Raw genomic sequence first — 21,587 nt, forward strand, 5'->3', positions numbered from 1 at the left:
AGCAATCGCCGCTTAAGCAATCGTGGTTCCGCCCCGGAACCGCGATTGCATTACGGCAGTGAATCAGCTCGGGTCAACGCATCGCCGCGTCCCCTTTGCTGCATAAGCTCCCGAACCACTCCGGTGTAATACTTGGTAACGTGAGCCAACTCACGGAACTCGTTATCCCGCATCAACTCGCGATGCAATCTGGCTAAACGGTATCCTGGAACCGACGGGAACAGATGATGCTCCAGATGGTAATTGACGCCATACGGTGCGATAAAGAATCGCTCCAGAACACTCGGCAAAACGGTCCGCGTGTCATTTAACTCATGCGTCCCCTCGGTCCCAAGATGCTCCGCCGTGCCACGCATCCGGTTCAGCAAATTCAAGATTGTGAACCCAGCGATCATGTACAGCAACATTAAGATCAGCGTGATTCGCGGGTTCACCTGAAACGCCCACGCAAAGAAACTGTACACGCACACCATCGACAACACATACAAATAGCGACTTTGCTTGGGGAAATCGGGACTTCGAAAGTTGTTCCACGGTGCCCAGTGCTTGTAAAGAACCCAGGCCCGATGCGTGTTCAGACCGAACAAACTGCGGAACAATACCCAACCCAACCCTAATCGCGTCTTGGGCCACTCGAACCATTCCCGCTCTTCACGCTGCGCAGCTAGGTCCTGGTCTTCGTCGGTGTTCGTGTGCCGGTGGTGCCGAAAGTGAGTCTTTCGATACAGCGTCGTGCTCATGCCAAGCGGGAACGCGATCAACAGATCGCAAACCGCATCGTTGGTTTTCCGATTCGTGTAGAGCAACCAATGCGCACCATCGTGCAGCATCACACCCAAAGCTTGCATGCGACTGGCCAAAATAAAGACGGCCGCGATGTAGACGAGCCAGTGGTCGGCCCATGCGGCAACCGCCAAAGTTCCAATCATTGCGGCCCACTGTAGAGCGAGATATGCCGACGTCATGTAGCCATTGACTTGCGACAAAGACCGCACCAACTCGGCATGCCGGGTTCGCGAAAACCTCGCCAACTCTCGCTTGCTTTCAGCGTCGACAGGTACTCGACCAGCAGCGTCTTCTAGAATCTCGTCGGCTGTCCGCATCGAATCGCTCTCTCACACCAACCCCGTAAACCCCAACCCGAACATCTCAGGGGGGACAGGAACCAGTCTAATTGGAACGATCGGCTTATGGGTAAAACGGCGATTTCAATATTGCCATCTGAAACGGCGAGTCTTCTGGCCTCAGGTTCTTAGAACCAGTCTCCAGAGACCAAGCTCTCAAAGCTTAGCCTCAGCATTAAGCCGCCAACTGAGAAGCCCATGCGGGTTCATCAGCTACTCACTGAGCCTTCACGGCTCGCCAATCGGCAAGCCGTCAGAGTGCGAGATGCCGAACTAAGAGTTACGGCCTTGGCGACGACGATCCGATTCCTTCAGCAAGATCTTACGAAGGCGAATCGATTCCGGAGTGATTTCGACAAGCTCATCATCCTCGATGTACTCAAGTGCCGACTCCAGCGACATATCGCGTGGTGGCTTCAGGATGACGTTTTCATCGCTGCCGCTGGCCCGCATGTTTGTCAGTTTCTTTTCACGCGATGGGTTCACTGGCATGTCGTTGTCACGAGCGTTCTCGCCCACGATCATCCCTTCGTAAACTTCCACGCCTGGTGGCACGAACAATTCGCTACGGTCCTGCAGTGCGAACAATGCGAAAGGCATTGTCTTGCCGCCCGTCATTGAGATCAGAACACCGTTAGCACGTCGTGGCACTTCGCCCTCGACAACACGGTAGCTTTCAAAGCGGTGGTGAATAATTGCCGTTCCGCGAGTCGCGTTAAGCAGTCGGGTACGCAATCCGATCAAACCACGCGATGGGATGATGAAGCGAAGCAAGCTGTATTCGCCACGCTGCTTCATTTCTTCGAGTTGTCCACGACGCAGACCGACCAATTCCATGACCGGGCCCATGACTTCAGTTGGCACTTCAACGCGAAGTGTTTCAAACGGCTCATGCTTCTTGCCGTCGATGGTCTTGTAAACCACTTGTGGCTTACCAACGCTCAGCTCAAAGCCTTCACGCCGCATTGTTTCGATCAAGATTGCCAAGTGAAGCACGCCTCGACCAGCAACACCATAAGCTTCGGTGCCCTCGATCATGCGAACGCGAAGAGCAACGTTTCGCTCAAGTTCTTTTTCCAAACGCCCTTTGATCTGACGCGTGGTCACGTACTTGCCTTCACGTCCAGCCATCGGGGACGAGTTGACACTGAAGATCATTTCCAAAGTCGGTTCATCGACTCGCAAACGAGGCATCACGTCGTTGCTGCCGATCGCACAGAGCGTGTCGCCAATTTCAACGTCGTCGAGCCCTTCCAATGCCACGATGTCACCGGCGTGAGCCGTCTCAGCAGCGACGCGGCCCAAGTTGTCGAACAGGTACAAGCCCGAAGGCTTCACCTTACGAACAACCGGTTCACCCGCTGAATTGACACCATGCAAGTCAAACGACTCGCCGACATTGATCGTTCCCGCATTAATCCGACCAACCGCAATCCGGCCGACATACTCGCTCCAGTCCAATGTCGTGACGAGCATCTGGAAAGGCGAATCCGATTTAATCGTTGGTCCCGGCAGGTGATCAACCAACAAATCCAAAAGCGGCAACATGTTCTCAGTGCGTTCGTCAGGATCGGTCGTTGCGAACCCTTCCTTAGCACTGGTGTAAACGAAACCGACGTCATCAAGCTGCTCTTCACCACCAAGATCAGCAAGCAATTCCAAAGCTTCATCGAGAGCTTCGTGAGGGCGGCCGTCAGGACGGTCAACTTTGTTGACAACCACAATAGGCTTCACACCCGCCTGCAGTGCCTTTTCCAGCACGAAACGGGTTTGGGGCATGGGGCCTTCGGCGGCGTCAACCAACACGAGGCAACCGTCAGCCATCTTCACCACACGTTCAACTTCACCACCGAAGTCCGCGTGACCAGGCGTGTCGATCAGGTTAATCTTCACACCGCGGTAAGGAATGGCGATATTCTTCGAAAGAATCGTGATCCCACGTTCGCGTTCCAGGTCGTTGGAATCGAGAATCCGCTCTCCCTGCAGCTCGGTATCCCGATACTGGCCACTTTGCCGTAGCAGACAATCGACAAGCGTTGTTTTGCCATGATCGACGTGGGCGATGATGACGACATTGCGAATGTCTTCACGAGTAGCCAATGAGGCGTTTTCGGTTTGATTCAAGGTAGAGGGGGGAGACATGAGGTGACTTTCGACCATAAATAAAAGGGATTCGCGAGTAGTTCTAGTTGGCAATCCGAGAAATCACTAGGCGAAAAGGCGTGAAAGTTGCTCAGCAACACGCTATCTGCCCCTTAAACGCAATTCACCCCCATACAGGATTTTCATTTCATGCGTATTGCCCTCACCGGTGCGACAGGTTTCGTTGGACGACACTGCCTTGACCGTCTCGCAGCCAACGGCGCCGACGTGCAGGCGTGGTACCGCAGCGGTTCTCCGACCCCGCGAAGCAGCGTCCAGTGGATACGCGGCGAACTCAATGACGACGACTCAACCGCTCGATTGGTTGCCGATTGTGACACGGTGATTCACACGGCTCTTTCACGCACCAGCGACAGCTTCATGAGCGAGCCTGAAGATCCGGTTGCCTATTACGAAACCAACGTACTGGGCACTCTAAAACTGATCGAAGCAGCAAAGAACGCCGGCGTTTCCCGTTTTATTTTCTTGTCTTCCGGCACCGTCCACGATCAAGTCGCCGACGACCTACCGCTCGATGAACGCCATCCGCTTTGGCCGACAACTCTTTACGGTGCTAGCAAAGCGGCAGTCGAAACGCTTGTACACGCCTACGGGCTGTCCGACAAGATGAAGATCGCCACACTGCGTCCAGTGTCCATCGTCGGTGTCGACACCCCAGTCGAGCGATCGAAGTGGTACGGATTGATTCAGTCCGTCATCGCAGGAAAAAAAACCGACGCGACCGGCGGCGGAAAAGTGGTTTACGTCGACGATGTCGTGACCGCAATCGAACGCCTTTTATCAACCGACGCCGACATCGCGGGACAGACCTACAACATCTGCAGCGGCTTCGTCAGCCACCATCAAGTCGCGAACCTGGCCAAGGAACTCACTAGCAGCGACTCGAAAATAACCGGCCCCGCTAAAGAATCCAAACGATCGCTCTGCACCGACAAAATTGAACAACTCGGAATGAAATTCAGCGGCGACGACAAACTTCGCGAGATCATTCAAACCTTAATCGGCCTGTCGCAATCCGGTCGCTAGCAAGCCTTCACGCAACGCCTTCAAATTTCTTGGGTTCTGGCCCAGGTCGCCTTTACCAACCCGAGATTGACTCTTTGCGTTGACCAGAACGTGCGAAGGCCCGTCGGCATCATCGACTTGTTTCAGTTCCACCCAAATGTCATCGACAAATCGGAATACCGGCGTAGTGCGGGTCAAATGCAACCGTCGTAAACTGTCGTCTTGACCATTCGCTTCCACCAACGCCCACTTCGATTCACTATCGACCCACTGAGCGATCGCAGCTTCGACTTGCTCGACAGGCACAATAAGCCGCAGTGGATGCAGAGACTCATCCGCATGCGTGTCCGACAGCTCCGCCGTGTTCTGAGTCAGGTCGCGCCCCCAGTCATCGATCGTCATTACCGTCTTTCCGACCATGGCAACTCCGATTGCCGCCGCAATGTACCCGAACATTTTCAATGGACCTATTCGCACAACAAGAAGCCGATCACCTATTCTCCGCCCAACCGTTGGCGGCCCGGATGCGTCCGCAAACTCTCAATGAATTCGTCGGACAACACCATATATTAGGCGATGGGAAACTACTCCAGCGGCTAATCGCTAGCAAACGGATTGGCTCCATCCTGCTGCACGGCCCACCGGGCTGCGGCAAAACCACGCTTGCTCGCTTGATTGCTTCGGAAACGGGTACGGAGCTGATCTCCCTGAACGCAATCAACAGCGGCGTCAAAGACGTTCGCGAAGTCCTCCAGAAAGCGAATGATCAAGTCGCCGCCGGTGGCTCAAGACCGATCCTATTCATTGATGAGATCCATCGCTTCAACAAGTCACAACAAGACGCGTTGTTGGCGGACGTCGAAAGCGGAATCATCGCACTGATTGGAGCAACGACCAGCAATCCGTACTTCGCCGTCAATGGTGCTCTGATCAGTCGCAGTCAATTGTTCGCACTCGAACCGCTGTCCACCGAAGCGATGACTGCACTGCTTCAACGAGCCATCGCCGATCGTGAGCGTGGCTTGGGCGGACGCGGCGTATCCGTTACCGACGAAGCGATTGAATTCCTTGCAAATGCGACCGACGGTGATGCCCGAAGAGCGATGGCTGCCCTGGAAGTTGCCGTCGAGAGCGTCGCCGACACCAGCAAAAGCGTCGATCTCGAAGTCGCCCAGGAATCGCTGACCAATCGCGTGGGCGGCTATGACGGCACGGGCGATGATCATTACGACCTTGCCAGCGCATTGATTAAAAGCATCCGCGGTAGCGATGCAGACGCCGCGATTTACTGGCTTGCCCGTATGCTCGAAGGCGGCGAAGACATTCGCTTCCTCTGCCGACGACTTGTGATCCTGGCCAGCGAAGACATTGGCAATGCCGATCCACAAGCACTCGTCATCGCCGTATCGGCAATGCAGGCATGCGAGATGATCGGACTGCCTGAAGCACAACTGACACTAAGTCAGACAGTGGCTTACCTGGCTCTTGCACCAAATCGAACGCAGCCACCACTGCCATCAGTGCAGCCCGCCGAGACGTCCGCGACAAACAGATCATCCCGATCCCGAAGATGCTCCGCTGCCAACACTACACCGGATCCAAAGAACTCGGGCACGGCGACGGCTACCGATCGGCGCACAACGAAGACGACGGAATCGCGGACCTTGATTACCTGGGCGTTGACCGCGAGTACTACAACCCGGTCGGTCGAGGCCAAGAGGCCGAAATGAGCGAGCGGATCACCGTGCTTCGCCAAAGACTACGCCCACCAAGCTGAATCCAGGTCCCGCCAGCTCAAGCCATCCAGGCAGGATAAAATGAGACGGCAAGACTAAGCAGCACAGGACTAAACGGGAAAAGGCTAAACAAGGCAGAGCTAAAAAGGGCAGGGCAGGGCGGTCCGCCTGCCTACTCGCCTTGAACCGGCACTTCGCCTCGCATCGTTCGTTCAAAATGCTCGAACGCGAACCAAAACACCAAACCGTTAAGCAAGTGCCACAATCCGTGCAGAGTCAGGATATGGTTGCTCGGATTGCACACGACGTGCATGAAGTCGAGCCACCAAAAACCCCACGCCACCAAAAACGTGACTACCATCGCGTACGCCCAACGCGTGAGCTTTTGGTCATAGATCCCACGGATCACCACGACCACCACAATGGCCGCAAACATTGGACTGGCAAACGCCGTTGAAATGGATGACGCCACCGTTAACACGACCGTGCCCAGAATCGACAACAAGATTAACGATCGATTCCCCGGCTTGGTCGGCCGAGCCCGCTGTTGCTGCAGTGCGGCAATCGCGAGGATGAACAAGAACATCCCACTCAGGTCGAGCGTTTCGCCCAAGATCGTATTGGACGCGTGAAAATAGCCCGAAGCGATTCCAGTCCATAACGAAGCCGCACCTAACAAACGCGAGAGCGGACGCTTGGCATAAACCAAGATGATCACGCCAGCGATGATGGGCCCGATGTTCGTCCAGGTGTCCGCCGGATGTGCGATGGGACCATCCAGAGTCGCCTCGCAGAACTGCATCCGCGCCGGTTCAAAAAGCCAGTCCATCATCGATCGTACGCCATAAAAGAGATAAGTGCGATTCGGTAACCTGACTCTACCAGAGCCGGACCATTCCGCTTCGGCAACGCAAGGCAACTTTCAAAACAAAGTCGCGCCGGTCGGCCTTAAACAGCTCTGCAACTAGCAGCAGGAATCGCGTTTGCAATACCGCACCACCATCAAAATGCTTTCGGCGACAACTCCACTCACGGCCGACTGAATTCAAACCTGACACTCGATCCGGCCAAACGAACGCCCATTCAAAATACGCTGCACCGCATCTAAAGGGCAGGGCAGGGCGGTTTTAAACCGCTTTACGCAACCGAATCAGCAACGCCCCGCGTCATTCGTCAACGTCTTTAACTTCGTCGTGATCGAATCCGTGATCGCGTCGGCGCTCATCCGCCAGCCCCAGTTCCCCTTCGCTTGCCCCGGCACGTTCATCCGCGCCGAGTTACCCAGCCCAAGCAAATCCTGCATCGGGATAATCGCCATGTCACTTCGTGACTGCAGCACGGTGTCAATCAATTGCCAATAGACCGGCTCACTTTCCGTCACCCAAGCCTTCAGCGGGTCCGGGGTCGAAGTGGGCTTTCGAGTCTTCAGCCATCCAACCAAGGTCTCGTTGTCGTGAGTGCCCGTGTAAGCCACCGAATCCTCGGGATAGGTGTTCGGCCGGTGGAATTCGTCGTCAGCGGTGTCAAAACCGAATTGCAACACCCGCATGCCGGGGAACCCGAGCTGCACTCGAAGTTGATGCACCTCTTCGGTAATCAGCCCTAAATCCTCAGCAATGAACGGCAACTCACCCAGCACACGCGCAGCCGCGTCAAAAGGCTCACTCATTGGGCCCTTCTTCCAGGAACCATCGATCGCGGTCTTCGCCGACGCTGGAACTTCCCAGTACGCTTCAAAACCGCGAAAATGATCCACCCTCAACAGATCAAACTGCCGCAGAGCACAACCAAACCGCTTCACCCACCAGTCGTATCCGGTCTCCTTCAATGCGTCCCAGTCATACTGCGGGTTGCCCCATAGCTGGCCCGTTTCGCTGAAGTAATCTGGCGGCACACCGGCGATCAAGGTCGGTTTCCCTTGGTCATCGACCGCAAACAGATTCTGATTCACCCAAACATCTGCACTCTCGTGTGCCACAAAAATGGGCATATCGCCACAAATCTGAACGCGATGCTCGTTTGCATAGGCCTTCAGCTCCGCCCACTGACGATCGAACAGGAACTGCTTGAATTTGGCGAACTGGATTTCATCGGCCAGCATTTCATCCCAATCGGCGATGGCTTCCGGATGGCGAGCGACCAACTCAGCAGGCCATTTCGACCAATCTCGCTCGTTTTGATTTCGCATGATCGCTTCAAATCGGGCGAATTCATCCAGCCAATCGGCCTGAGCGACGCAAAAATCGCGAAATGCGGTGGTCAGCGGGTGCGAGTCAGAGCCACTAAAACGCTCAAAAGCCCGTGCCAGAGCCCGTTCTTTTCGCTCCGCGACCAACCCAAAGTCAACGTGATCGGCCCCAGCCTCACCCGGACTCAATTCCGGCACCTGCGACAGCAACCCATCCCGAACGAGACGACTAAGGCTGATCATCAGCGGATTACCGGCAAAAGCGGAATACGCGCTATAAGGTGAATTTCCCTCCGCTGGCGGCGAAAGCGGCAGAATCTGCCAAACAGTTTGCCCGGCCGCTGCTAGAAAATCGACAAACCGGTATGCCTGAGGCCCCAAGTCGCCAATCCCACCGTCATCCAAGGCCTCCCCCGGCAAACTGGTAATGTGCAGTAAAACGCCGGAAGATCGCGGAAATTTCATATCAGATTTTATCGTTAGAGTCGGATAACGCCACTTGAATATCGCTCAGCGTTGATGTTCTAGCTAGCCACCTTCCTCGCCGACCAAAGGCCCCCATTGTGGCGCGCAGCCACCCCAAACTCTCGCAACCACGGCGAATCGCAGACGCGACACCCCGTACAAGCAGCCGCAAAAACGCGCTAATACGATGTCATTTTGACACAGAGCACAAACGGGACCAAATTCTCGCGGTTGCCCTTTGCGAAATTCCAATCAAGGGTTACATTTCTGGGTTGACTATCGGCCCGGTCTCCCCTCAACGCGTCTCCCTGCCACCTCCAAAACTGCCATTTTCTTCCTGGGATGCGAGCTTTTCGTGGAATTGTCCCCTCCGCGAGCAGCCTGATATTTTGTTCCAGGATGAATTCGTTTCGCTACCGCATCGACTTAAGTCGTCGATAAGCGTGCGACGTAGGTGTAACTTGGCAGCGATTGCGGCGGCGTCCTGGCTCGATAGATGAACCCAATTTAGTCATCTCATCGCTCCGGCGTTGGACGGATCTGGCCGCATCGAATAGTGGCAGTTCTCGACCCAGGGCAGAGATGAGTTTGTTCTTCCCCGCGAAGGAGCTACCACTTCGATGGCAACTACGACCCAGCGTCGACTTGAGCCTACCAGCATCCGCAAGTTCGGAACCGGCCTTGGCCAGTTCGAATTGCCTGATCTGACAGCACTTCAAACCGCTTCCTACTCCGCCTTTTTGCAGGAAGGCGAGAACCCGCTGGAACGCAAGCCTGAGGGCCTGGAGTCCGTGTTGAAGGAAATCTTTCCTATCAGCAGCTACGACGGGAACACGACGCTGGAATACCTGCACTACGAACTGGGCAAACCCCGGTACACCGTGCAGGAATGCCGTCAACTTCGCCTGACCTTTGGTCGCCCACTGCGAATCTGGCTGCGTCTGAACCGCGAAGAGCCAATCGAAGAGGAAGTCTATCTTGGCGACTTGCCAATCATGCTGGGCGGTGGCGAATTCGTCATCAATGGTGCCGAGCGGGTTGTCGTTAGCCAACTTCACCGTTCACCTGGTGTCGACTTCGTGCTTGAACAAGACACGACCACCGATCGCAAATTGCCTTCGTGCCGCGTGATCCCAGAACGTGGATCGTGGATCGAAGTCAACGTGACGAAGAAGGACTCGCTGACGGTCCGAATTGACCAAAGCGGCAAGTTCCCCGCCACCATGCTGCTTCGTGCGATGGATCCGAAGTACAGCACCGATGCGGAATTGCTGGAAGCGTTCTACGAAACCAAGACCATCAAGGTCAACGGTGGCGAAGATGCTGCCAAGCTTGAAAACAAGATCTGCGTCGACGATGTCGTTTACCCAAGCGGCCACGAACGAGCCGGCGAAATCATCGTTGAACCCGGCCACAAGATCAGCACCGAATTGGCTGAAACGATCTGTGGCGCCGGCGTCACCAGCGTGGAAGCAATGGACCTGCCTAAGGTTCCACTGATCTTCCATACGCTTGCCGAAGACACCACGGCCAGCCACGAAGAAGCATTGCTGCGTATCTACCAGCGATTGCGTCCGGGTAACCCGCCGCAACTGGAAAAAGCACGCACGCTGTTCCAAGAAAAGTTCTACGACGACAACCGCTATCGTCTTGGCAAGGTTGGCCGCTTCCGTTTGAACCGTAAACTCGGTTTGGAAGTGCCTGAAACCGAAATGTGCCTGCGTCCCGACGACATGATCTCGGCGATTCGGTACCTGATCGACTTGTTCGACGCCGATAGCGATGCCGAAATCGACGACATCGACCACCTCGGCAACCGCCGTTTGCGTACGATCGACGAATTGGCCAGCGAAGAACTTCGCAAGGGCTTCTTGAAGCTTCGCCGAACGGTCCAAGAACGAATGAGCGTCAAAGATGCTCAAGACATGACCCCTCGTTCGCTCATCAACCCGAAGAGCGTCTCGGCGGCGATTGATTACTTCTTCGGTCGTGGCGAACTATCTCAGGTCGTTGACCAGACAAACCCGTTGTCTCAACTGGCTCACGAACGACGCCTTTCCGCACTGGGCCCAGGTGGCCTGAACCGGAAACGTGCGGGCTTCGAAGTTCGCGACGTTCACATTTCTCACTACGGTCGTATTTGCCCGATTGAGACCCCTGAAGGTACGAACATTGGCTTGATCAGCTCGCTGGCGATTTACGCCGGTGTGGATGACTATGGATTCCTAATCACCCCGTTCCGCAAGGTGGTCGACGGCAAGATCAGTGATCAAACCGTTTGGTTACGTGCCGACGAGGAAGGCGAATCTTACGTCGCTCCTGCTGACACGGAAGTCAAAGACGGTGCCTTGGTTCCTGGCCCCAACTTGATTGCCCGATTCCGCAGTGACTTCGAAATCGTGCTGCCCGAGCAAGTGTCCTACATGGACGTGGCTCCGGCCCAAATGGTTGGTGTCTCGGCTGGTTTGATTCCGTTCCTCGAGCACGATGATGCGAACCGCGCGTTGATGGGCTCGAACATGCAGCGACAAGCTGTGCCGCTGTTGGTTGCCGAACCACCGATCGTCGGTACCGGCATGGAACGCGAAGTCGCCAAGAACAGCTCGATGGTCGTTCGCGCCCGTCGCTCCGGCAAGGTGACCTACGCCGATGCGACTCGCATCGAAGTCGGCAGCGATCACTACGCTTTGAAGAAATACCAAGGCCTCAACGAACGCACCTGCCAAAACCAAAAGCCTTTGGTATCGATCGGTGACAAGGTCGAAAAGGGTCAAATCATCGCTGACGGTGCTGCGACTCGCTTGGGCGAATTGGCACTGGGACGTAACGTGTTGGTTGGCTTTATGTCATTCGACGGGTTCAACTACGAAGACGCGATCATCATCAGCGAAGAGTTGGTGCGGAACGACACATACACGTCGATCCACATCGAAGACTTCGACGTCGAAATCCGCGAAACCAAGCTGGGCCGCGAAGAGTTCACCCGCGACATTCCTAATGTTTCGGAAAAAGCACTTCGCAACCTCGACGAAACAGGCATCGTCCAAACCGGTACTTACGTCAAACCGGGCGACATCCTGGTCGGCAAGGTTTCGCCTAAGAGCAAGACCGAACTGACTCCGGAAGAAAAACTTCTGCACGCCATCTTCGGCCGTGCGGGTGAAGACGTGAAGAACGATTCGTTGGAAGTGCCATCGGGCATCGAAGGGATCGTCATCGACACGCACAAATTCAGCCGCCGAATGAGCCTGGGCGAAGACGAGCGGAAGGAATTCGAACGCGAACTGAAACAACACGAAACGGAAGGCAACGCAGAAATCGCCAGCACTTTCGAATCGCTTGTTCGCGACCTCGAAGAAGCCGCTGGCGTGAAATTGAAAGACCCGACCGGCACGCCTTTGGCGGACGGCCAGGATCCGAAATTCGTTGCTGAGCGAGCAACGGCGTTCCGTTTCGACTTGGTGCTTGAACAGGTTCCAAACGAAGAGAAGAAGGCCGAAGTCGAAAAGGTTTACAAGTCGCAATGGCCAAACGTTGAAGTCGCCATCGACGAACGTGACCGCAAACTGAACTCAATGAAGCGTGGTGACGAACTTCGCTCGGGCGTTCTGCAAATGGTCAAGATCTACATCGCGACCAAACGAACGATCAGCGTCGGTGACAAGATGGCCGGCCGTCACGGAAACAAGGGTGTGATCGCGAAGATCCTTCCGATCGAAGACATGCCTTTCCTTCCCGATGGCACGCCGATCCAAATCATGCTGAACCCACTGGGCGTTCCATCGCGGATGAACGTGGGACAGATTTTGGAAACCCACCTCGGTTGGGCTGGCGCGAAACTTGGCTTCCAAGCGATTACCCCAATTTTCGACGGTGCAAGCGAAAGCGAAATCAACGATTGCTTGGCTGAAGCGGGCTTGCCTGCTCACGGTAAGATCCGCTTGACCGATGGTCGAACGGGCGAGCCAATGGGCCAGGAAACCACGGTCGGTTACATCTACATGCTTAAGCTCCACCACTTGGTCGACGACAAGGTCCACGCTCGAAGCACAGGTCCTTACTCGCTGATCACCCAACAGCCTCTGGGCGGAAAGGCTCGCTTCGGCGGCCAACGCTTCGGGGAAATGGAAGTGTGGGCACTCGAGGCATACGGTGCTGCGTACATCTTGCAAGAACTATTGACAGTGAAGTCGGACGACGTCGAAGGACGTACCAAGATTTACGAGTCGATGGTCAAGGGCGAGAACACACTCGAAGCCGGTACACCTGCCAGCTTCGACGTTCTTACCAACGAGATCCGCGGTCTTGCACTGAACATGCAACTCGAGAAACGGCCGATCTAGTCGCTTTACGACTGAGCCAACCGCGATTGGGTACTCCCCAATCGCTTCGCTGGCTCGAGCGGACTTACCGCTCCCCAAACAATTGATCGTCGGGCCATGCCCGACGTACTGCGGCGTTCAGTCGCTCGAAACCTTTCAACTCAATCACGCTCAACGCTTTGGTTCCCACACCTCGACCACAGGTGCCCCAAGGCCACGAGCTAATAGCTACCAGCTAAAGGCTTTCTCCCATGTCAATTGGCGAAACCAGCAACTACGATCGCATCAACGATTACGCATCGGTACGCATCTCACTCGCACGACCTCAAGACATCAAAAGCTGGTCGTTCGGCGAAGTTAAAAAGCCAGAAACGATCAACTACCGTACCTACCGTCCCGAAAAAGACGGTCTGTTCTGCGAACGTATCTTCGGCCCAGAAAAAGACTGGGAATGTGCCTGCGGCAAGTACCGCGGCATGAAGTACAAGGGCATGATCTGTGACCGTTGTGGAGTGAAGGTCACCCACAGCCGCGTTCGTCGTAAACGAATGGGCCACATTGAATTGGCCGCACCGGTTGTTCACATTTGGTTCTTCAAAGCGATGCCTTCGCGTCTGGGCAACTTGCTTGCCATGAAGACGAGCTCGCTTGAAAAAGTGATCTACTTCCAAGATTACGTGGTCATCGATCCAGGCGAAACGGATCTAGAATCGCTGCAACTGTTGACCGAAGAAGAGTACCGCGCCGCACGTCAACAATACGGCCCCGGTACGTTCGAAGCCGACATGGGTGCCGAAGCAGTTCGCAAGCTGCTCAATCGCCTGGATCTCGTGCCATTGTCCGAGCAACTTCGTGTCGACCTGGAAGAAACCGGATCGAAGCAAAAGAAGAAGGATCTGATCAACCGATTGAAGATCGTTGAGTCGATCCGCGACAGTGACAACCGTCCTGAGTGGATGGTGCTCGACGTGATCCCCGTCATTCCTCCGGATTTGCGTCCGCTCGTGTTGCTTGACTCGGGCAACTTCGCGACGTCGGACTTGAATGACCTGTACCGCCGAATCATCAACCGGAACAACCGGTTGCGCAAACTTGTCGACCTGAACGCGCCGGAAGTCATCATTCGCAACGAAAAGCGAATGCTGCAACAATCCGTCGACGCGCTGTTTGACAACAACCGCTGCAAGCGTCCTGTTCTTGGCTCGTCCAACCGACCATTGAAGTCGTTGACGGACATGATCAAGGGTAAGCAGGGTCGTTTCCGCGAAAACCTGCTCGGCAAGCGAGTCGATTACTCCGCTCGTTCGGTGATCGTGGTTGGTCCACGTTTGAAGATTCATCAGTGTGGTCTTCCCAAAAAGATCGCGTTGGAACTCTACCAACCGTTCATCATTCGCCGCTTGAAAGAACTCGGCCACGCCGACACGATCAAGTCCGCGAAGAAGATGCTCGAGCGAAAAGACGAAGAAGTCTGGGATATCCTCGAACAGGTCATCACCAATCACCCGGTCATGCTCAACCGTGCTCCAACGCTTCACCGCATGGGCATTCAAGCGTTTGAACCGACCTTGGTGGAAGGCAACGCGATTCACTTGCACCCACTGGTTTGCAAGGGCTTCAACGCTGACTTCGACGGTGACCAAATGGCCGTCCACTTGCCGCTTTCCATCGAAGCACAAGTGGAAGCCCACACGTTGATGTTGTCGACCAACAACGTCTTCGCGCCATCGAACGGTAAGCCGATCATGAGTCCTTCCCAGGACATCGTCATGGGTTGCTACTACATGACGGTCGTCATGCCCGATCAAAAGGGCGAGGGCATGACCTTCAGTGGTTACGAAGAGGTGGATTATGCGTTGGCTCAAGGCATTGTCGCCTTGCACACCAAGATCAAACTTCGACTGCCGAAGTTCCAAAAACTGAAAACCGATGACGAATCGGGTGTTTATGGCGCGACGATCGACACCACCCCTGGGCGTGTCCGGTTCAACGACATGCTTCCCGACGGGATGGATTACTACAACCGCGCCATGCGGTCGGGTGACCTCGCCAAGACCATTAGCGATTGCTACCAACGTCTCGGTCGTCGCCCAACGATTCACCTGCTCGACGACATGATGCAAATGGGCTTCCGCGAGTCCACTTGCAGCGGTCTGTCGTTTGCGACGGACGACTTGGTCACGCCAGACACCAAGCTGAAGTTCATCAAGGACGCCGAAAAGACGGTCATGAAGCACAAGAAGGCTTATGACCGCGGTTTGATGACCGGCAAGGAACGGTACAACCAGGTTCTTGACGCTTGGACTCATGCCCGTGAAGAGATCACGTCGGACATGATGAAGGCGATGGAAAATGACATCCGCGAAGGCGGCTGGTACATCAACCCCGTGTTCTTGATGTCCCACTCCGGTGCTCGTGGTGGTATTGAGCAAATTCGTCAACTCGCCGGTATGCGTGGTTTGATGGCCAAGCCAACTGGTGAAATCATCGAAACGCCTATTAAGGCTAACTTCCGTGAAGGCCTGTCTGTACTTGAATACTTCAGTTCAACACACGGTGCTCGTAAGGGTCTGGCCGATACGGCGTTGAAGACGGCTGACTCGGGTTACCTGACTCGTAAGCTTGCCGACGTTGCTCAAAACGTGGTTGTCACCATGCATGACTGCGGCACCACCCAAGGCATCACCAAGGGTGTTGTGTACCGTGGTGAAAAGGTCGAAGTTTCGCTCGCCGATTCGATCAATGGTCGTGTCAGCTTGAAGTCGATCGTTAACCCAATCACTGACGAATTGATCGTGGGTGCTTCGGAAATGATCACCCCAGAAATCGCTCGAAACATCGAGCAAATGGGTCTGGAAAAAATCCAAGTTCGAACTCCGATGGCCTGCGACGCACCTTTGGGTGTTTGCCGTTGCTGTTACGGAATGGACATGGCAACCGGCTCGATGGTCGAAGAAGGCATGGCCGTTGGTATCATCGCTGCTCAATCGATCGGTGAGCCCGGTACTCAGTTGACGATGCGTACCTTCCACATCGGTGGTTCGGTATCCAAGCAAGTCGAAGAGTCCGACATCAAGTCCGGTCGTGACGGGGAAGTTCGCTTCACTCGCATGAAGGCCGTGACCAACACCGAAGGCCACGACGTCGTACTGACACGTAACGGCCAAGTCATGTTGGTCGACGAACGCGGTCGGGAAATCGAGTCATACGATATCCCAACCGGTTCGGCCCTGATGGTCAAAGAAGGCGACAAGGTCACCGCCGGCCAAGTGCTTTGCGAATGGAACCCGTACTCGATTCCAATCCTCTCGGAAGTCACCGGTAAGATCCGATTCGAAGACGTGGTCGAAGGCGAAACCATGCGTCTAGACCGCGAAGCATCGGGTAACACCCGGATGACCATCGTCGATCACAAGGGTGACCTTCACCCGCAATTGGTGATCGAAGATGCCGAAGGCCGTCCACTGCACGCCCAATACCTGCCTGAACGAGCGACCATCTCGGTCAAGGAAGGTGAGCAAATCACCCCCGGTGCTGTGCTTGCTGAAATGCCTCGTGAAACGGGTGGTGTTTCGGACATCACCGGTGGTCTGCCACGGGTTACCGAGATTTTCGAAGCTCGTAAGCCAAAGGATCCAGCCGTTATCGCCGAAGTCGATGGCGAAGTGGAAATCCTTAGCGAACGTAAACGCGGTAAGCGAACCATTATCGTTCGCAGCGAATCAGGCATCGAACGTGAACACCTTGTTCCTCACGGTAAGCACTTCTTGGTCCACACCGGCGACATCGTCAAAGCGGGTCAAGCTTTGGTCGACGGAGCACTTGTGCCTCACGACATTCTCCGTGTGACCGGAGAAGAAGCTGTTCAACAATACCTGCTTCATGAAATCCAACAGGTCTATCGTAGCCAGCGTGTGGAAATCAACGACAAGCACGGCGAAATCATCATCGCTCGTATGCTTCGTAAGGTGAAAGTCGAAACGGCTGGTGACACGAACCTATTGCCAGGCAGCGTGATGGACCGGTTCCACTTCCGCAAAGCCAACCAAGAGATGCGTGGTTGCTTGAAGATTGCCGATCCCGGCGATACCGATTACACCGAAGGCACCATCGTTCCGAAGGAAGCATTGGAACAAACCAATGCGGAAGTCGAAGCAATGGGCGGAAACATTGCCAAGGGCAAACGTTGCAAGAGTGCGACGGCTTCAACCCAGTTGCTAGGGATTACCAAGGCAGCGGTTCAGTCGAACTCGTTCATCAGTGCGGCGTCGTTCCAAGAAACCACCAAGGTGCTGACCGAAGCCGCTTTGGCTGGCAAGGTCGACAAGCTGGTTGGCCTGAAAGAGAACGTTATCCTGGGTCACTTAATCCCAGCGGGTACCGGTTTCCGAATCTTCCAAGAATCGGAAGTCAACTACCGCCGCGAAGCTCTCGAAGAACTGGCGGCCGCTCCGGTTACCGCTTTGGAAGAGTCCTTCCCACTGCTCGGTGGTGACGGCGAAACCGCCGATGCCGCAGCTTCGTCAGGTGACAACAACTAACCACCCGGCTCGAATACGACAGCAAACAGAAAACGCCACGTTTTAGGACGTGGCGTTTTTTTTGTTGCCCGACTCGTCTTCGGGACACCAGCTTCGCCAAGACTTGTCACCTTAAAGACAACTCTTGACCTGAGGTCATGCTGGCATAATCTAAGCTTCGGATGCTACGAAATAGGCGGCCAAAAAGACGGTCTACAGCACAGGTTTCCAGTCTAAATAGCCTTTTTTCTCCCCTGATCAATTCACCCGGGTACATTCCCTGCTCGGCAGCCTTCAATTATTGGGATTGAATTTGCATCAGTTGGGAGTTTAAAAAATCGCACCCAACTAGACGGTTGTCCCCTAGTCCATTCCAATCAAGCGGCGGATTCGCTATCTTGTGTATTCTTCAGAAAGTCTCAAAGAAGTAATGGGCGTTGGAAAGCATGCTCAGGTTCGAAATTCATCAATTTGACTTCACCATTGCGGTAATCCGCTGAGATCAAGTAGATACCTTTACCTGTCTAGTGCTATTCCTCACCCCCTCAATTGTCCCACAAGAAGCCCATCGCTTCTTAGCTGAAATTAGTCTTGTCATTCGTACACCATTCCGATTCAATATCGGGACCAAAATGCGCAATCAAGCGAGCGTCTACGTCGCATGCCCCGTGACGTTGCTCGTTTGATCGGTGTTTTCGTGGAGGGTTGTCTTGTGCCCCTTGTGCAGCCCTTCACGAAACGCCATTTTTTTGGCAATCCTTGAATTGCCCTTCTTATGCGAGCGTCAGATTTCTTGCTTGGAATCTTAGATGCGTGCGTCATCCCCAGCGGAACCTCGTGATGCCGTCAATTGACACCGAAAAGATCGTTCGCGATCGATATTCCGACGCTGCGAACGAGCGAGAGGCGGCGTTGTGTTGCCCAATTTCGTACGACACCCAATTTCTGGAAGTGATTCCACCCGAAGTGATCGAGCGTGACTACGGTTGTGGCGATCCATCTAGGCAGGTTCGTGAAGGCGAAACCGTGCTTGATCTTGGCAGTGGTGGCGGGAAGATCTGCTTCATCGCCGCGCAAATCGTAGGCGCCAATGGCAAAGTCATCGGGGTCGACTTAAACGACGAGATGCTCGGTCTGGCCCGGAAATCCCAACCCGCGGTCGCGTCTGCGATCGGCTATGACAATGTGACGTTCCGCAAAGGGAAAATCCAAGATCTAGCTGTCGATCGGGATGAAGTTGAACGCTACCTAACGGACCATCCGGTCACTGACGAACTTAGCCTGCGACAACTCGAACAGTTTCTAGATTCGTTGCGGAAAGAACGGCCAATGATTGCTGACGAGTCGATCGACGTGGTCGTCAGCAACTGCGTTTTGAACTTGGTTGATGATGAAGAGAAAGAACTGCTCTTTGACGAACTCTTCCGTGTGCTGCGTCCGGGCGGCCGCGCCGTGATCAGTGACATTGTTGCCGACGAACCGGTCCCGTTCGAAATGCAAGCTGATCCTGAACTTTGGAGCGGATGCATCTCCGGAGCCTTTGAGCGGTCTGCTTTTCTTGAGGCTTTTGAACAAGCTGGCTTCGTCGACGTCCGTCTCGACCAACTTCAATCCGAACCGTGGAAAACCGTCGACGGCATCGCGTTCCGGTCGGCAACCGTGATTGCATACCGGCCCGCCCTCGCCACCGATGGTGAAGAACTAGCCGAGCAAACGGAGCAATTCATGCAGACCCCGGCGGCATCCATTCAAAGCGTGTACCGCGGTCCATTCAAACACGTTGTCGACGATGAAGGTCGCATGTACACACGCGGCGAAACCTGCGGCGATGCGTTGGCACAAGCTGCCCAGCGGGAAGCGATCGCCGATCAGTTCGCGACCTATCAGGCTACCCCTGAAATCGTTTCCGACGGCTCTCGCGATGGCTTTCCCGTGGCTCGCCCTATGACACTACCGGTCAATGGCGGCGGCTGTTGCGGTGGCGGCGACTGCTAGTTCCGCTTCGAGTCCGCTTTAGAGCCAGCCGTGATTAGCATGCGGCTGCTGATAGCAAGCAGCCGCGGACGAGCAAACGAACTAGGCCTCTAAGGGTGACTCGACATCGTCCTCGGTATCGGTATCAGGCACATTCAGATCAATGACTGGGCTGCCCCACGCTGGAACGAACATCTCTTTGCACTCCCCGCACTTGATCTCGATGCCCAGCTTCGTGTCATCAATAACCTGCGGGGTGTCACAATGCTGACAGATTACGCGGACCATGCCCTCGGGTTCAGCCAGCGCCGCCAACTGCTTGTCGGTAAGATCAGGTAATTCAATATCTTCGGGCTGCATCGTCACCAGTAATTCACGCGTGACTTCCGGAGCGGTAGAGATTCGATTAGCCAACCGGCGGACGCTTCGTTCGAAAGAGTTTCGAGATGTTCGCCCATTTCCGAAATGGCGATCTCGATTGAAATACAAATGGGTGAAACCTCTTAACAATCGCTTGCGACTGGCCGGCGGTAGTTCATATTTGGCCTTCGCTGCAATCAATTCAAAGATGCGACAAAGAGCTTCCGCATCGTAATCGTCGAAGTGCATCGTCGTGCCCACACGCGAGCTCAGTCCGGGGTTACTGCGAATCATCTTGGTCATCTCCTTCGGATACCCCGCCAGGATCACCACCAGTCGATCACGTTGATCCTCCATTCGTTTCAGCAAGGTTTGCACGGCTTCGCGGCCGTATTGATCTTGGCCGCTTTCGTCCACCAGCGTGTAGGCTTCATCGATAAACAAAACGCCGTCGAGTGCCTCATCGATCTTGGCGTTTGTTTTCGGACCGGTCTGGCCTGCGTATTCGGCAACCAGACCACTGCGGTCGGTCTCCACCAAATGCCCCTTCGTCAACACGCCCAGTGCACCATAGATATCGGCAACAATCCGCGCCACGGTGGTTTTGCCCGTGCCGGGGTTTCCAACAAACGCCATGTGCAGACTGGGACTGGTGGTTGGTAATCCGGCCGCCTCGCGATGCTTTTCCATTTTCAAGAAATTGGAAAGCGTCTGAATTTGATTCTTGATCGCTTCCAACCCAATCAGCCGATCGAGCTTCGCTCGTGCGTCGGCCAATCGCTCTTCAGGCGTGCGTTCATCGACCGGCTTATCGACTTCAGAAGTGGACTTTGCAGCGGATTCCGCCGGCGGTTTCGGATTGCCACCGACCGTCATCGGGGTTGGCTTGTTGGCGGCGTCTTTCCCAATCCCGGGTTGAGTATCGGTGCCTTCACGCAACCGCTTCGCTTCGCCTCGCAACCAGGCGATTGCATCTCGAGCATGGTCGATATCCGCTTGATGATCGACGACCGGTGATTCCGAACCCCGCCCATCATTCGAGCTAAATCGATCCACTTCCCCAACCATGGATGTCGTCGCGTGCGATTGGGCTTTGGCTTGGTCTAGCTCCTTTTGAATCGTCTCAATGCGTGCTCGATCCTTCGCATCCTCGCCACCATCGACTACGGCAATCAGCGTCGCCAGTCGGGTCGCCATCGTTTCCACCTCTCCCCAACGGTCTCGCAACGAAGGCAGCTCCAGAAACGGACGGGTCACGTCATACCAAGAAAGATCCTTCGCTGTACCGATCAACCAATCGATCGCTTCGTGAAGCTGGGACCCCATGACAGGCGTTCCCCAGATATGCTCCAACAGAATCCGCCCCAATTGGCGATGCTGCATGGTTTGTGCACTGGGGTCAGGCAACGTCTCGGCAAACACCTTCATCACGAAGCCCTGGTGCAGATCGTTCATCTGGGAAGCCATGCTCGCGTCAGGATCCGCATCGTCGCCGGCTAGCCAGCCGTAACTGCCCTCGGCGATTTGCCCTGCTTCCACGAACAGCTCTTGGGTTTGTGAAAGAGCTTCTCGGAACAAGCGGATAGAACGTAAAACCGCATCGTCGTCGCGACCAGACATGAGCAGACTCGGCAGAAGGTGAATTCGGGGCAAAAGGGCGACCGAGCCCTCGCCAGACCGGACCTCGACAACGGCGGCGCAGGAAGAGTTCGACGGCCGATCTTGATTAG

At 55.0% G+C, this 21,587-nt stretch carries 10 protein-coding genes and 1 pseudogene; 5 read left to right on the forward strand and 6 right to left on the reverse strand.

All coding sequences use genetic code 11. From position 1 onward, the window contains the following. Positions 1–50 precede the first annotated feature (50 nt). Both ACR3ZL_RS25240 and typA read right to left on the reverse strand, forming a co-directional pair. Positions 51–1,103, reverse strand: coding sequence for a fatty acid desaturase family protein (locus ACR3ZL_RS25240; protein WP_473650339.1), 1,053 nt, complete (start codon positions 1,101–1,103; stop codon positions 51–53). A 294-nt stretch (positions 1,104–1,397) separates the two neighbouring features. Next, a complete protein-coding gene (gene typA, locus ACR3ZL_RS25245; RefSeq protein ID WP_486173056.1) occupies positions 1,398–3,266 on the reverse strand; it encodes a translational GTPase TypA in 1,869 nt (622 codons plus the stop codon). A 150-nt stretch (positions 3,267–3,416) separates the two neighbouring features. Here typA and ACR3ZL_RS25250 point away from each other — a divergent pair, with 150 nt between their 5' ends. Next, positions 3,417–4,313, forward strand: coding sequence for an NAD-dependent epimerase/dehydratase family protein (locus ACR3ZL_RS25250; protein WP_473650337.1), 897 nt, complete (start codon positions 3,417–3,419; stop codon positions 4,311–4,313). Here the strand turns inward: ACR3ZL_RS25250 and ACR3ZL_RS25255 are convergent. Further along, positions 4,284–4,748: a DUF1499 domain-containing protein gene (locus ACR3ZL_RS25255; RefSeq protein WP_473650336.1), complete on the reverse strand. Its 465-nt coding sequence runs from the start codon at positions 4,746–4,748 to the stop codon at positions 4,284–4,286. The two genes, ACR3ZL_RS25250 and ACR3ZL_RS25255, sit on opposite strands and share 30 nt — an antisense overlap. Positions 4,749–4,753: 5 nt before the next feature. Between ACR3ZL_RS25255 and ACR3ZL_RS25260 the strand changes: the two are divergent. After that, positions 4,754–6,069 (forward strand): annotated as a pseudogene (locus tag ACR3ZL_RS25260) (replication-associated recombination protein A). A gap of 131 nt (positions 6,070–6,200) precedes the next feature. Here the strand turns inward: ACR3ZL_RS25260 and ACR3ZL_RS25265 are convergent. Beyond that, positions 6,201–6,860 (reverse strand): ceramidase domain-containing protein, encoded by a 660-nt coding sequence (locus ACR3ZL_RS25265; RefSeq protein ID WP_473650334.1) that lies wholly within the window; start codon positions 6,858–6,860, stop codon positions 6,201–6,203. Between the two features lie 318 nt (positions 6,861–7,178). Further along, positions 7,179–8,681: a 4-alpha-glucanotransferase gene (gene malQ, locus ACR3ZL_RS25270; protein WP_486173057.1), complete on the reverse strand. Its 1,503-nt coding sequence runs from the start codon at positions 8,679–8,681 to the stop codon at positions 7,179–7,181. Positions 8,682–9,301: 620 nt separating this feature from the next. Between malQ and rpoB the strand changes: the two genes are divergently transcribed. From rpoB to ACR3ZL_RS25285, 3 genes are all read left to right on the forward strand, one after another. Beyond that, complete coding sequence (gene rpoB, locus ACR3ZL_RS25275; RefSeq protein ID WP_486173058.1) at positions 9,302–13,024, forward strand: DNA-directed RNA polymerase subunit beta; 3,723 nt, start codon at positions 9,302–9,304, stop codon at positions 13,022–13,024. A 230-nt stretch (positions 13,025–13,254) separates the two neighbouring features. Beyond that, positions 13,255–17,544 (forward strand): DNA-directed RNA polymerase subunit beta', encoded by a 4,290-nt coding sequence (gene rpoC / locus ACR3ZL_RS25280; RefSeq protein ID WP_486173059.1) that lies wholly within the window; start codon positions 13,255–13,257, stop codon positions 17,542–17,544. Between the two features lie 819 nt (positions 17,545–18,363). Next, positions 18,364–19,518 carry a methyltransferase domain-containing protein gene (locus tag ACR3ZL_RS25285; protein WP_473650330.1) on the forward strand — a complete coding sequence of 385 codons (1,155 nt, stop codon included), beginning with the start codon at positions 18,364–18,366 and terminating at the stop codon, positions 19,516–19,518. 81 nt (positions 19,519–19,599) lie between these two features. On the opposite strand, the gene ACR3ZL_RS25290 is transcribed toward ACR3ZL_RS25285, so the two are convergent. Next, the gene (locus tag ACR3ZL_RS25290; protein WP_486173060.1) at positions 19,600–21,477 is read right to left on the reverse strand and encodes an AAA family ATPase; all 1,878 of its coding nucleotides are present in this window, start codon (positions 21,475–21,477) and stop codon (positions 19,600–19,602) included. Between the last annotated feature and the right edge of the window lie 110 nt (positions 21,478–21,587).

The organism is Rhodopirellula sp. J20-39, assembly GCF_057365095.1.